This is a genomic window from Tritonibacter scottomollicae, from assembly GCF_003003215.1.
GTDB lineage: Bacteria > Pseudomonadota > Alphaproteobacteria > Rhodobacterales > Rhodobacteraceae > Epibacterium > Epibacterium scottomollicae.
In genome coordinates this window covers 98,723-111,639 of the sequence record NZ_PVUF01000004.1, presented here as the reverse complement: position 1 = coordinate 111,639, position 12,917 = coordinate 98,723, and the positions used below count along the sequence as shown (strand labels likewise).

The following is a 12,917-nucleotide window of genomic DNA, read 5'->3' as shown; positions in this document are numbered from 1 at the left end:
CGAGTTTGGGAGCCTCCCCGATGACCATCACCTTTCTCTGCCTGCCAGGATTTCCACTGGCGCCGCTGTCGCTGGCGATCGACGCGCTGCGGGTGGCCGAAGACATCAACGGCACCCCGGCCCTCGACTGGCAAACCGTCAGCGAGGATGGCGGCGCGGTGGTGTCCAGCAGCGGGTTGAGCCTGACCCCGGCGGGCGCATTGGCAACCGTGACGCGCAGCGATGTGCTGCTGACCTTTGCGGCGGCCGACGGCGGTTTTGCCCAGCCCGCCGCCAGCAACGCCACCTTGCGCCGCCTGCTGCGGCAGGGCGGCAAGGTCGGCGCGGTGAATGGCGCCATCTTTGCACTGGCGCGCTCCGGCCTGTTCGACGGTGTGAGATGCAGCGTCCATTTCACCTATGCCGACGCGGTGCGCGAAGGCTTTCCCCGGCTGGAGGTCTGCCCCACCCTGTTCTGCGAGGACCGAGGCCGCATCAGCATCAGCGGCGCGGCGGCGGTGTTTGAGTACATGCTGGCGCTGATCGCCCAGCACACCAGCGCCGAGATCGCCGTGGAGGTCGCCTGCCGGTTCCAGCATGCCACCCAGCGCAGCGAGGGGGCGCCGCAATTGCTGCCCGGCCATTCGCGCAACCAGACAAGGGACATGCTGCCGCGCCCGATCCGCGAGGCGGTGCAGTTCTTTGCCGACCATCTGGAGGACCGGGTGCTGATCCAGGATGCTGCCGATCTGGTGGGCCTGTCCCTGCGGCAGTTCGAACGGATCTTCAAGCAGGAGATGGCCACCACGCCGGGCGCCTATTACCGCCAGCTGCGGCTGGATGCGGCGCGCCAGAAGGTACTGCACACCGAGACCCCGCTGTCGGAGGTCGCCTTTTCGGTCGGCTACGAGACCGCCAGCGCCTTCAACGCGATCTACCGGCGCACCTATGGGCGCAGCCCCTCGGCCGACCGCGCCGACCCGCAACGCAGCCGCGCCAATGCGGCCCTGCGCGACCATGCCTTGCCGCAGAGGCCGGCCCTCACTCTGGCGGCGGAATGACCGCGCGCCTTCGGGTTACTTCACCTCATGCGGGGATGAGAATTTTCGACGTTGTCCCACAGCCAACCGCAGTGGAACACTGATCCGCAAGCCAACCTCCACCACCAGCACAGTGAAAGCACCAATATCATGCGTACAGAAGCCAAAGCCGTCGTGATCGGCGGCGGGGTCATCGGATGCTCCATCCTCTACCACCTGACCAAGCTCGGCTGGTCCGACGTGGTCCTTCTGGAGCGGGACGAGCTGACCTCCGGCTCCACCTGGCACGCGGCGGCCAATATCCATGGGCTGCACGACAGCACCAATATTTCCCGCATTCAGCACTACACGATGACGCTGTATAAAGAGCTGGAAGCAGAGACAGGACAGGGCTGTGGTGTGTTCCAGCCCGGCTCGCTCTACCTGGCGCAGACCGAAGCGCGCGAACACCAGCTGCGCCTGCAGGCCGCCAAGGCCAAGCTCTACGGCATGAATTTCTACGAGATCTCCATCGAAGAGGCACAGGAGCTGAACCCGCTGGTGAATTACGACGGCATCCGCTGCGTGATGTATGAACCCGATGGCGGCAACGTGGATCCGTCGGGCGTGACCCAGGCCTATGCCACCGGCGCCCGCCAACGCGGCGCAGAAATCCATCGCTTCACCCCCGTCACCGCCACCGAACAGCAGGAAGACGGCAGCTGGATCGTCAAGACCCCCAAGGGCGACATCCGCACCGACTGGGTGGTGAATGCCGCCGGCCTCTGGGGGCGCGAAGTTGCCAAACTGGCCGGTCTGGACCTGCCCTTGCAGCCCACCGAGCACCAGTATTTTGTCACCGAGACCATCAAGGAAGTGGCGGACATGGACCGCCGCCTGCCCTCGGTGTCGGATCGCGACGGCGAATACTACCTGCGTCAGGAAGGCAACGGGCTGCTGGTCGGTGCCTATGAGAAGAACATGAAGTTCTGGGCCGAAGAGGGCACGCCGCTCGATTTTGCCCATGACCTGTTCCCGGATGATCTGGAGCGCATCGAAGAGAACATGATGAACGCCATCGAGCGCCTGCCGCTGGTGGGCGAAGCAGGCATCAAGCGCGTCATCAACGGACCGATGATCTGGTCGCCGGATTCAAACGTTCTGTTCGGCCCGGTGCCGGAAATGCAGGGCTATTTCTGCTGCAACGGCATCATCCCCGGCTTCTCGCAATCCGGCGGTATGGGGCTGATGGCGGCGCAATGGATGATCGAGGGCGAGACCCAATACGACATGTTCGCCTGGGACGTGGCGCGGTTTGACGACTGGGCCACCAAGGACTTCACCAAGGCCCGCGTGCAGGATCAATATGCGCACCGTTTCGCGATCCACTTCCCGAACGAGGAACGCAGCGCTGGCCGCCCGGCCCGCACCCGCCCGATCTACGAGATGCAGCGCGAGATGGGCGCGGTCTTTGGTCTCAACGCCGGGTGGGAGCACCCCTTGTGGTTTGCCGATCAGCCCGGCACCGAGGACACCAATGGCTTCACCCGGCAGAACTGGTGGGCGCCGGTGGGCGCGGAATGCAAGATGCTGCGCGAGCGCGCGGGCATCATCGACATCTCGAACTTTGCCAAATACCTCTGCAAGGGCCCCGGCGCCGAAGCCTGGCTCAACGCGGTCTTTGCCAACACCATGCCAAAATCGGTGGGCCGGTCCTGCCTGACGCCGCTGATTTCAAAACGCGGCGGCATTGCCGGGGATTTCACCGTCACCCGCACCGCCGAGGACGAGTTCTGGGTCATCGGCTCCGGCATGGCTGAACGCTATCACAAACGGTTCTTCGGCGCAGTCCCCCTGCCCGAGGGCACATCGTTTGAGAGCCGGACCCAGGAGGTCTGCGGCTTCAACGTGGCCGGGCCACGCTCTCGCGAGATGCTCCAGCGCATGACGAACGAGTCGCTGGCCACCGAGGATTTCCCCTTCATGCGCAGCAAGCGGCTGATGCTGGACGGGATCAATGTGTTGGCGCTGCGGGTGTCTTTCACCGGGGACCTCGGCTGGGAGTTGCACTGCGCCACAGAAGACCAGCAAAAGCTTTACATGACGTTGATCGAGGCCGGGCGCGACGTCGGCGCAGGCCCGGTCGGTGGCCGGGCCCTGATGTCGATGCGCATCGAGAAGGGCTATGGCTCCTGGAGCCGGGAATACAGCCCCGAATACTTCCCGCAGGAGGTCGGCCTGGACCGGCTGTGCAAGATGCAGAAGGACTTCCTCAACAAAGCCGCCGCCGAGGCCGCTCTGGCCACGCCCGCGCGCGAGGAACTGGTACTGCTGCATCTGAATGAGGCGGATGTCAGCGCCTCCAACGCCGATGCCACAGGTGGTGAGCCGATCTTCAAGGACGGTGTCGGCATCGGCCGGGTGACCTCCGGCACCTATGGCTACACCGTCGGCATGTCGCTGGCGCTTGGCTATGTGAAGGGTGCAAAAGCGGGCGACGAGGTCGAGGTGATGGTGCTGGGTCGCCCGCACAAGGCGGTGATCCTTTCGGAGCCGCCGTTTGACCCGAAGGGCGAACGCCTGCGCGCCTGATCAGGGGTTACATCCTTGCGCCATGAGATCGTGGCGCCATCACGACAAAACAGCCGGGCGGTTTTCTGGCAGGAGTGCCGCAACTGCCGCCCGGTCACCGCCTTCGATCAGATTGGCAAGATGACGTGCTGTGGTGGGGCCAAGCGTAAAACCTTGATGTCCGTGGCCAAAATGAAACCAGAGACGGTCATGCCGGGGGGCGGCACCAATCATTGGCAGCATGTCCGGCAAAAAGGGGCGTGTGCCACGCCAGATCGGCCCCGGCTCTGCCGCGCCGAGGTCCATGTAGGCGGGCAGTCCCTCCGCCGCGCGATCAAGCTGGCGCACATCCGGCACCCGGCCCGAGGCCTCCAGCGCCACGCCGCACGTCATCCGCAAGCCGCCCTTCATACTGCAGAGCACAACCCCGTGGCGGGCATCAAAGACCGGGCGGCGCAGCGTTGGAGTCCCGGCATACATGCGGTGCGCGCCATGTTTCATGATCATCCGCACCCGGTAGCCCAGCTCAGCCAACAGCGGCGGTGTCCACGGCCCGAGCGCAATGACCGCGTGTTCGCCGGTGATCCGCTCTGCATCTGCCTGCACCTGCCATGCGTGGCCGACGCGGCGTAACGTGCTGGCATCGCCGACCCGGATCTGTCCGCCCTGCCTCTGGAACAGCTCTGCGTAGCGGGTGACCAACTCGCCCGGGGCGGCGCAGCTCCAGACCTCTTTCCAGTGGATGGCCCCAGCGGGCGGCGTGCGAAACACCGGCTCGGCCTCGCACACCTGCGAGCCGCTGAGGGTCGCGGTGTCGATGTCATAGGCGTGCCGCAGCCGGTCGAGATCGCGGGCCATGGTTTCGAACTCTGCTGCCTCCTGAAACACCGACAGGTAGCCATCCTGCGCCATCAGATCCTGCGCGGCTGCCAGTTTGATCCAGCGGTCGTGATCGGCGCAGGCGCTGCGGATGAGTTGTGCATTGGGCTGCGACAGCACCTGATGCCGTCGGGGATGCGAAGAGCGATAGTACTGCCAAAGCGCGGGCAGCTGGCTCAGCACGCCGCGCGGCGACCACACCACATCGTTGCTGCGCCCCAAAAGGATATCGAGGATCTCTGGCAGCGCGCGGGGCATGGCATAAGGTTCTGCCGCCTCGGCCTGAATAAGACCCGCATTGCCATAGCTTGTCTCCTGCCCCGGCGGTTTGCGGTCGACAACCGTGACCGCGTGGCCGCGTGCCTGCAACTCCAGCGCGCTTGCAATGCCCACCATTCCGCCACCAAGAACCAGAATTTCGGACATGAGAGAGGGCTCCTGCAGGCAAAGAATTCCACGCAGGCCCGCCATGTTCAGCGGGCCTACGCATTGGTGTCATGGGTCGGGCAACCTGCCCGCCGCGATCAGCCTTTGGCGGCGATGATCAGGATCTCGACCGTGAACTCGGGCGTGGCGAGTTTGGATTCACCGCAGGCACGCGCAGGCGCACGGCCCTCGGGCACCCATGCGTCCCACACGGCGTTCATCTCGGCAAAATCGCCCATGTCGGCGAGCCAGATGGTGGCTTGCAGGACGCGTTCCTTGGAAGACCCGGCCTCCGCCAGCAGCGCGTCGACCTTGTCGAGGCAGTCCTGCGTCTGCTGGGTGACGCTGGCCCCGGCGGTGCCGACCTGACCGGCGAGGTAGATGGTGTCGCCATGGGTGACGATCTGGCTCATACGTTGGGTGGTGTGGGCGTAGGTGATATCGCTCATGAAAGCTCTCTATGGTTTGAGGATTAAAAGGAAATTTGTCAGCGCGCGGCAGATGTAAATCCGCCAAGCACACGGGTGAGGTTATGGCCGAGACTGTCGGAAATGTAACCGCCCTCCTGCACAAAAAGCGTCGGAAGCCCGGCGCGGGCGATCGCCTCGCCGATGCGGGCAAACCCGTCGCCGGTGACCTGAAAGCCCTGAAACGGATCGTCCTTGGAGGCATCAAGGCCCAGCGCAATGACCAGCACATCCGCACCAAAGGCCTGCACCCGGTCAAGGCAGGTCTGAAGCGCGGCCAGGAACGGCGCATCATCGGTGCCACGCGGCAGCGGCAGGTTGAGATTATAGCCCCGCCCCCGGCCCTCGCCGCGTTCAGAGCTGTGGCCCCAGAAGAACGGGTAGAAGTCTGCCGGATCAGCATGGATCGAAAGCGTCAGAACATCGTCGCGATCATAAAACAGTCCCTGCGTGCCATTGCCGTGATGCACGTCCACATCCAAAATCGCTGGTCTGAGGCCCCGATCCCGCAACAGCTGCGCCGCGATGCCGGAGTTGTTGAGGAAACAAAAGCCCCCCGCCATATCGCCAAAGGCATGATGCCCCGGCGGGCGGCACAGCGCGTAGGCCGCGTGTTCGCCATTCGCGACCAGACCCGCGGCGCTGATCGCGGTCTGCGCCGACCAATAGGCAGAGCCCCATGTCGCGGCATTGATCGGACAGGAGGTATCGGCCTGATGATAGCCCGCCTGCCCCAGCGCAGAACGCGGATAGCTGTCGCGGCGATCACCGGGCTTGATGTGGGAAATCACCTCCGGACCTGCGCCCTCAACCTCGCTCCAGCGGGCATGGATCGTTTGCAGAAACGTCAGGTATTCCGGCGAGTGCAGTGCAGCGATGGGGCCAAGGCCTGCGTCATTTGGGGCGGCAAATGCACAGCCTGCCGCTTCCGCGCCCGAGCGCAGGATCTCGGTGCGTTCGGGCTGTTCCGGGTTTGGCTTCATCACCCCATAGGCCATGAACTGGCTGGGATTATGGGCGCGCTGGCGGGGATCATAGATCGCTTTCATGTCGGTCTCCTCAGGCCTCAGCCAAAGACAAAATTGGGCAGCCACAGCGCCACTTGCGGCACAAAGGTGGTGATCAGCAGTGTCGGCAACCATGCAAATGCGATCATGATGAAGGTGGGCTTCAACATCTCGCTGACTGGCGTGTCGGTGACCTTGGCGCCCAAATACAACAGCGGTGCCGTGGGCGGTGTGATATTGGCCATGCCGAGATTGACGCCAAGGACAGCGGCAAAATGCACGGGGTCCATGCCGGCACTCTGCACGATGGGCAACAAGAGCGGCGCCGACAGCAAAAGCCCCGAGATGTCATCCATCAGCATGCCGATGAGGATCATCACCAGATTGACCATCAGCAGGATCACGATCGGGTTGTCCGAGATCGAGAAGATCAGATCCTTCGCCATGCCGGGGATGTCTTCGAACACCAAAAATCGGCTGACGATCACCACAACAAAGACCATCAGCATCACCACGCCAATCGTAGTGCCTGCATAGCGCAGGGTCGGCCAGATGTTCTGCGGCGTGAGGCCGCGATAGATGAACAGGCCGACGGGAATGGCATAGATCACCGCCACCCCTGCGGCCTCGGTCGGGGTCATGATGCCGCCGTAGATGCCACCCAGAATGATGATCGGCATCAACAGTGCCGGGAAGGCGCGCCCCCCGCGCCGCACAAATTCCTGCGGGTAGCTTGCGGGGCGTTCCAGCAGTTTCAGGTCTGCCTTGCGCATCAGCACATAGTTCACGATGCACAGAAGGGTAATCAGGATCAGCCCCGGCACCACGGTCGAGAGGAAACACTTGAGCACCGATTGCTGCGCCACCCACGCATAAAGGATCTGCGACGAGGACGGCGGTATCAGCAGCCCCAGCGGACAGGCCGCCACAATGAGCGCCGCCGCCGGGCCGCGCGGGTAATTCGCCGCCTTCAGATGCGGCATCATGATCGACCCGATGCAAGTGAGCGTTGCCGCCGCCGAGCCGGAGATCGACCCGAAGATGCCGCTGGCAAAGACCGCCGCCGCACTCAGCCCACCGTGGAGACGCCCCACCAGAAGCTCCGCCACGGAGACCAGCGGTGCGGCGATACGCCCCCGCTCCATAATGGCGCCGGCCAGGATGAACAGCGGGATCGCGAGCAGGACGATGGAGTTCATCTTCCAATGCCCGGTTGGCATGAACCCGGTCACGTCATGACCGCCAAAGACGCCGATAAAGACCAGCACGCCGCCGAACGACAAAGGCACGCTGACCCCGATCAGAAGCAACACGCAGAGAATGAACAGACTGCCGAGGATAATCATGGGCTCAGGCTCCGCGTGCGCTATCAGTGTCGGCGGGCACGGCGAAGCGCGCAGCCGGAAGTTTCAGGAAAACAAAAAGCCGCAGCGCGCTGTAGACCCCCATCAGACCAAAGCCGACAAAGATCGCCGCACGCGGCACAAAGAACGGAATTTGCAAGGCGATCGTGGTCTGATAGCGCGGATAATCCCCGATCTCTTCGATCATCATGACCGTGGCCCAGTAAAACAGCACCAAGGTCACCAAAAGTTCGATCCCGGTGATCAGGATCGCGCGGGCGCGGCGTTTTGCGGGGTCAACGATCACGAAATCCAGGAGGTCGGCGTTCACATGCGCGCCCTCCCAAGTGCCCATGGCGGCGGCGATAAAATAGAGCCAAAAGCAGATGATGAGCAGCCATTCCTCATAGGCGAACAGATCGGCGTTAAAGCCATATCTGAACACCACCACGAGGAAAAAGGTCAGTGCCATGGCGAGACAGCCAAAGCAGATGTAGATGGTTTGAAGCCGCAGCAGAGTGCGGACCAGCTTGGCCAGCCCCGGCGGCAAATCCTGGCTCAGGTCTTTCATGGCGCGCTCACCGTCAAGAGATCATAGGGACACACAGGCCCCGCATTCCGGGGCCTGCTGACATCAGTTTGACGTCTAGGAGATCAGTTCGTGGGAGCCATCAACCGGTCGATCACATCCTGACCGACGATCTCTGCGATACCCGGCCAGACATCCTCGCGCACGGTTTCGGCAATGGCGCTGCGCTCGGCGTCAGAGACCTCGACCACCTCGTAGCCGGTTTCCTTGAGCTTATCGAGATAGCCCGCTTCATTGGCCTTGGCCTCGGCAAAATAGCTCTGTGCGGCCTTGTCGAACGCCGTCTGCACCGCTGCGCGCTGTTCGTCGTTCATCTCTTCCCATGTCTCCATGGAGGCGTAGTAGGTGGTGTTCTCGACCACTGCGCCATAGGGGATGAAATACTTGCCCACATCAGAGGTCGCAAAGGCGCTATAGGCCAGCTGCGCGGTGCAGCAGATCGCGCCATCCACAACGCCGGACTGGATCGCCGGGAAGACCTCTCCCCAGTTCATCGTGGTGGCGTTAAAGCCCATGGCCTCCACGGTGTTCTTGATCACCTGACTGGACCAAACGCGGATGTTGACGCCCTTGTCGCCCACGGTGGTTGCGTTTTCGGGCAGGCTTTCCGCAACCACGCCGATAAACCCTTCGGGTGCGTTGGCCAGCAGCTTCAGCCCCAGCCCTTCAAGCCGTTCGCCGAAGATCTCGTTAAAGGCACTGTCCTTGTTCAGATAGATGTTCTCCATCTCGTCAAAGCTCGACACCAGATAGGGCAAGGAATTGATCTCCAACACCGGATCGCGGTGGGCATAGATGACGGAATGCACCAGATCGACATTGCCGCGCGCGGCATCCTCGAACAGCTCCTCGCCGGAGCCAAGCTGCCCCGCCTCAAACAACGTGACTGAAAGGCCCACATCGGCGCCTTCGATATCGGCTTCGATCTGTTTCAGGATGTCATTGCCGAAGTGTTCAACCGGGACAACACCCGCGAGTTTGAGCCGCATGTCGGCAGCCTCCGCCGCGCCCAGCGACAGGGTGAAAGCAGCCGCCGTGGCTGCGGTGGTCATAAGTGACTTACGCATGAGAAAAACTCCATTCCCTGTTGTTGTGGCGAAAAGGATCCCGCGAATGGCCCATCTGTCGGCTGAAGCCGCTTCTGACGATGCGCCGGGGATCCCCGCCGATTGACAGGAAAGGTGCGGAGACTGGCCGAATAGATCAAATAGATAATTGATAAACTAGACATAGTTTCAATCTATGCCATGGTGAGAGGAAAGATGCCCTGTTGCACACAGCACGGACAAGATCCATTTATACTGTTGATTTTAAATCAACTTCCCTCCCGCCACGAGGTCATCCATGATAGCGCGCGCTCCACATATTGATCCTGAACGCCTCGCACGGGAAATGAACTGGAACCTTCTGCGCACATTTGTTGTGCTGGCCGAAAGCGGATCCATCACCGAAGCGGCAGAGCGCCTGCGCCTGAAACAGCCCAGCGTCTCGGTTGCGCTTAAAAAACTGGAAGACCGTCTTGGGCAACGGTTGATTGACCGCTCCCCCGGTCGCTTTGCTCTGACCGAGGCCGGTCAACTGCTCTATGGCGAGGCGGTGAACATCAACGGTTCCATCCTGCGGTTGGCCACCTTGATGCGCGACGTCACACCGGACATCAGCGGCCATGTGCGGATTGCGGTCGCCAGCCACGTGATCTGCCCGCTGTTTGACGAGGTGATCGGCGATTTCTATGCCGCCCACCCACAGGCCAGCCTGTCGATCGATGTGATCACCAGCATGGATGCCATTGCCGCCGTGGCCGCAAAACGGGTGAGTTTTGCCCTTGCGTTGGTCCGCAACCAGGACCCGAACCTGCGCTATATTCCGATGTATCGCGAGGTCTTCGGCCTGTTCTGCGGCCCACGCCATCCGCTGTTCGGGCGTGAGGATCTGACGCTGGATGACCTCAAGGGCCACGGGGCGGTGGTGTTCGACAACGACCGCCTGCAGGATGCACTGCAGGACGTCACCCTGCTGCGCGCGCGGGCCGCTCTTGCGCCGCAAGTGACCGGCGTGTCGGAAAACCTGGAAGAAGTGCGCCGGATGATCATGTCCGGCCTGGGCATCGGTCCCCTGCCCAAACATGTGGTGGCACGAGATCTGCGCGACGGGCTGCTGTGGCAGGTGCCGCCCCTCGAAGATCTGCCGGAGGTCGACGTCTACCTGATCTGGAACCCTGCCACGGTACGCAACCGCGCCGAGGACAAGCTGCTGCAGAGCCTGATTGAACGCCTGGAAACAACGCCCTTCTCAGACCGAACCTACGCCTGAAACTGCGGGCGGGCGATCAGCCGGGCCGGATCGGCAGCCTGTTCGACGACTTCATCTCTCGCAGCGACAGGTTTGAGCGAATGCTCGTCACACCCGGTAGACGGCGCAGCGTCGTGTCGACAAACACGCTGTAATCGTCGAGGTCGCGCGCCACCACGATCAGCAGGAAATCATCCGCTCCGGTGGTATTGTGACAGGCCAAAATGCTGGGGGTGTTTTCGATGATGCGCTGGAATTCCGCCGTGGCGTCCGGGTCGTGCTCCGAGCAGCTCAACTGCACAAAGGCCATCACCCCGAGCCCCAGCTTCCGCCGATTGAGATTGGCCTGATAGCCCTCGATGATACCGCTTTCCTCAAGACGCTTGAGACGTCGCCAGCAAGGGGTTTCGCTCATCGACAGATGCTCGGCCAGTTTGGCGTTGCTCATGCGGCCATCGGTTTGAAGCAGATCCAGTAGATCTGCATTCACATTGTCAATTCGATCCATTGAGCAGAATCCCCTCTCAACCGCTGAAATCAGGGCAGATTACCTCATGAATTCCGCCACATCGATCAAGAAAAGCAAGGCCATTTCTTAACTTTGAGGTAGATTGGCCTCAGCGCATCGACTCAAGAAGGATCCCTGCGATGAAAGCCGTCCTGTTCGAGAAATTCAGGCAAGCCCCCAAAGTCGCAACGGTGGCGGACCCGACGCCCGCGCGCCATGGCGTCGTCATCAAGGTTGAGGCCACCGGGGTATGCCGCAGCGATTGGCATGGCTGGATGGGGCATGACAGCGACATCGACCTGCCGCATGTGCCCGGACACGAGCTGGCCGGGGTGATCGAGGCCGTGGGCAAGGACGTCACCAACTGGCACGTCGGAGACCGCGTCACGGTTCCCTTCATCTCCGGTTGCGGATCCTGTTCGGAGTGTCATGCCGGCCATCAACAGGTGTGCCACAATCAGGAACAACCGGGGTTCACCCATTGGGGGTCCTTTGCCCAATATGTCGGCATCCACCAGGCGGACCTGAACCTTGTCGCGTTGCCCGAAAGCATGGAGTTCGCCACCGCAGCCAGCCTTGGCTGCCGGTTTGCAACCGCGTTTCGGGCCGTGGTCGATCAGGGCAAGGCCGGGGCCGGGCAATGGGTTGCGGTACACGGATGCGGCGGGGTCGGGCTGTCGGCGGTGATGATCGCCAATGCGGTAGGCGCCAATGTGATCGCCATCGACATAGACGACCAGAAGCTGGCGCTGGCCCGGTCACTTGGGGCCGTGGCAACCGTCAACGGGACCACCTCTGCCAATGTGGCTGACGCAGTGATCGACATGACGCGCGGCGGGGCACATGTGTCGATGGATGCGCTGGGGCACCCGGTGACCTGCTTCAACTCGATCCAGAACCTGCGCCCAAGAGGCAAGCATATCCAGGTGGGCCTGATGTTGGGTGATCATACCGCGCCGCAGGTGCCCATGGCCAAGGTCATTGGCAAGGAGCTGGAAATCCTCGGCTCGCACGGCATGCAGGCGCATCGCTATGGCGCGATGCTGGACATGATCCAGTCCGGCAAGCTCGCGCCTGAGCGGCTGATCGGCGATCAGATCAGCCTCGATGAAGCGCCCGCCGCCCTGGTGAACATGGATAAATTTCAATCGATCGGCGCGACGGTCATCACCCGTTTCTGACGCCAGCCGCCCCGGTGGGACCGCAGCATCGCAGTTCGATACTGAGAGCCGGCTGACGGTGCTGCCCCTGCCGGCTCTCGCTGCCCCTTGCGTCAGAACATGGTGTTGTCGTTGGCCGCTTCGCTCGGAACGGTCTGAATCACGTCCCAATGCTCCACAATCATGCCGTCTTCGACCCGAAAGATGTCGACAACCGCCTCGCCGGGATCCGCGTCGCCATTGGTCGACTGCACATGCAGCCAGACAAGATCGCCATCGGTTGCGCTGCGCACGATGCGGGCCTGCGATTCCGGGTTTTCAGCGAAGTACCCGGTAAAGAATGACACAAAGGGCTCTTTGCCATCCGGCACGCCGGGATTGTGCTGGATGTAATCCTCGGCGACGACCGTGGCTGCCTCTTCTGTCTCATGCGCATTGAAGAACTGGTCATAGAACGCGACCACCAGCTTGCGGTTGGCCTCTTCCGCTGCCAGATCCCGCGCTGCATCCTGTGCCATTGCGGAGGCAGGGACAGTGGCAATGGCGAGGGCCATCAGAGTGGATTTGAAGGTATGGATCTGCATGTGGTGCTCCATCATTGTTATCATTCAATAGCGTTACGGCCCGATGCGGATCTGTGTCCGGGCATCGGCGTAGAGGTCGCGTTTTTCAGGGGA

Annotated in this window: 12 protein-coding genes; 4 read left to right on the top strand and 8 right to left on the bottom strand. The window is 62.2% G+C overall.

What is annotated here, in order from left to right; genetic code table 11:
* Nucleotides 1-20 precede the first annotated feature (20 nt).
* Both CLV89_RS08420 and CLV89_RS08415 read left to right on the top strand, forming a co-directional pair.
* Nucleotides 21-1,040: a GlxA family transcriptional regulator gene (locus CLV89_RS08420; RefSeq protein ID WP_106163220.1), complete on the top strand. Its 1,020-nt coding sequence runs from the start codon at nt 21-23 to the stop codon at nt 1,038-1,040.
* Nucleotides 1,041-1,169: 129 nt separating this feature from the next.
* Complete coding sequence (locus tag CLV89_RS08415; RefSeq protein ID WP_106163219.1) at nt 1,170-3,590, top strand: GcvT family protein; 2,421 nt, start codon at nt 1,170-1,172, stop codon at nt 3,588-3,590.
* A gap of 39 nt (nt 3,591-3,629) precedes the next feature.
* On the opposite strand, the gene CLV89_RS08410 is transcribed toward CLV89_RS08415, so the two are convergent.
* The 6 genes from CLV89_RS08410 to dctP all read right to left on the bottom strand — a co-directional run bounded on the left by CLV89_RS08410 (nt 3,630) and on the right by dctP (nt 9,347).
* Complete coding sequence (locus CLV89_RS08410; RefSeq protein WP_106163218.1) at nt 3,630-4,874, bottom strand: NAD(P)/FAD-dependent oxidoreductase; 1,245 nt, start codon at nt 4,872-4,874, stop codon at nt 3,630-3,632.
* Nucleotides 4,875-4,972: 98 nt separating this feature from the next.
* Nucleotides 4,973-5,323 (bottom strand): RidA family protein, encoded by a 351-nt coding sequence (locus CLV89_RS08405; protein WP_106163217.1) that lies wholly within the window; start codon nt 5,321-5,323, stop codon nt 4,973-4,975.
* Nucleotides 5,324-5,361: 38 nt separating this feature from the next.
* The gene (locus tag CLV89_RS08400; RefSeq protein WP_106163216.1) at nt 5,362-6,390 is read right to left on the bottom strand and encodes a histone deacetylase family protein; all 1,029 of its coding nucleotides are present in this window, start codon (nt 6,388-6,390) and stop codon (nt 5,362-5,364) included.
* A gap of 17 nt (nt 6,391-6,407) precedes the next feature.
* Complete coding sequence (locus CLV89_RS08395; RefSeq protein ID WP_106163215.1) at nt 6,408-7,694, bottom strand: TRAP transporter large permease; 1,287 nt, start codon at nt 7,692-7,694, stop codon at nt 6,408-6,410.
* Between the two features lie 4 nt (nt 7,695-7,698).
* Complete coding sequence (locus CLV89_RS08390; RefSeq protein WP_106163214.1) at nt 7,699-8,262, bottom strand: TRAP transporter small permease; 564 nt, start codon at nt 8,260-8,262, stop codon at nt 7,699-7,701.
* 83 nt (nt 8,263-8,345) lie between these two features.
* Nucleotides 8,346-9,347: a TRAP transporter substrate-binding protein DctP gene (dctP, locus tag CLV89_RS08385; RefSeq protein ID WP_106163213.1), complete on the bottom strand. Its 1,002-nt coding sequence runs from the start codon at nt 9,345-9,347 to the stop codon at nt 8,346-8,348.
* A gap of 277 nt (nt 9,348-9,624) precedes the next feature.
* Between dctP and CLV89_RS08380 the strand changes: the two genes are divergently transcribed.
* Complete coding sequence (locus tag CLV89_RS08380; RefSeq protein WP_106163212.1) at nt 9,625-10,593, top strand: LysR family transcriptional regulator; 969 nt, start codon at nt 9,625-9,627, stop codon at nt 10,591-10,593.
* Between the two features lie 16 nt (nt 10,594-10,609).
* Here the strand turns inward: CLV89_RS08380 and CLV89_RS08375 are convergent, their stop codons facing one another.
* Nucleotides 10,610-11,080: an Lrp/AsnC family transcriptional regulator gene (locus tag CLV89_RS08375; RefSeq protein WP_106163211.1), complete on the bottom strand. Its 471-nt coding sequence runs from the start codon at nt 11,078-11,080 to the stop codon at nt 10,610-10,612.
* Nucleotides 11,081-11,220: 140 nt separating this feature from the next.
* Here CLV89_RS08375 and CLV89_RS08370 point away from each other — a divergent pair, with 140 nt between their 5' ends.
* Entirely contained in the window at nt 11,221-12,261 is a 1,041-nt protein-coding gene (locus CLV89_RS08370; protein WP_106163210.1) for a zinc-dependent alcohol dehydrogenase family protein, read from the top strand.
* Between the two features lie 92 nt (nt 12,262-12,353).
* Here CLV89_RS08370 and CLV89_RS08365 read toward each other — a convergent pair whose 3' ends face one another.
* Nucleotides 12,354-12,824, bottom strand: a complete 471-nt coding sequence (locus tag CLV89_RS08365) for a nuclear transport factor 2 family protein (protein WP_106163209.1) — start codon at nt 12,822-12,824, stop codon at nt 12,354-12,356.
* Nucleotides 12,825-12,917: the final 93 nt, after the last annotated feature.

What these genes read in the sequence shown, in the direction of transcription:
- CLV89_RS08420 (WP_106163220.1), top strand. Translation starts at nt 21, where the DNA reads ATGACCATCACCTTTCTCTGCCTGCCAGGATTTCCACTGGCGCCGCTG.
- CLV89_RS08415 (WP_106163219.1), top strand. Translation starts at nt 1,170, where the DNA reads ATGCGTACAGAAGCCAAAGCCGTCGTGATCGGCGGCGGGGTCATCGGA.
- CLV89_RS08410 (WP_106163218.1), bottom strand. Translation starts at nt 4,874, where the DNA reads ATGTCCGAAATTCTGGTTCTTGGTGGCGGAATGGTGGGCATTGCAAGC.
- CLV89_RS08405 (WP_106163217.1), bottom strand. Translation starts at nt 5,323, where the DNA reads ATGAGCGATATCACCTACGCCCACACCACCCAACGTATGAGCCAGATC.
- CLV89_RS08400 (WP_106163216.1), bottom strand. Translation starts at nt 6,390, where the DNA reads ATGAAAGCGATCTATGATCCCCGCCAGCGCGCCCATAATCCCAGCCAG.
- CLV89_RS08395 (WP_106163215.1), bottom strand. Translation starts at nt 7,694, where the DNA reads ATGATTATCCTCGGCAGTCTGTTCATTCTCTGCGTGTTGCTTCTGATC.
- CLV89_RS08390 (WP_106163214.1), bottom strand. Translation starts at nt 8,262, where the DNA reads ATGAAAGACCTGAGCCAGGATTTGCCGCCGGGGCTGGCCAAGCTGGTC.
- dctP (WP_106163213.1), bottom strand. Translation starts at nt 9,347, where the DNA reads ATGCGTAAGTCACTTATGACCACCGCAGCCACGGCGGCTGCTTTCACC.
- CLV89_RS08380 (WP_106163212.1), top strand. Translation starts at nt 9,625, where the DNA reads ATGATAGCGCGCGCTCCACATATTGATCCTGAACGCCTCGCACGGGAA.
- CLV89_RS08375 (WP_106163211.1), bottom strand. Translation starts at nt 11,080, where the DNA reads ATGGATCGAATTGACAATGTGAATGCAGATCTACTGGATCTGCTTCAA.
- CLV89_RS08370 (WP_106163210.1), top strand. Translation starts at nt 11,221, where the DNA reads ATGAAAGCCGTCCTGTTCGAGAAATTCAGGCAAGCCCCCAAAGTCGCA.
- CLV89_RS08365 (WP_106163209.1), bottom strand. Translation starts at nt 12,824, where the DNA reads ATGCAGATCCATACCTTCAAATCCACTCTGATGGCCCTCGCCATTGCC.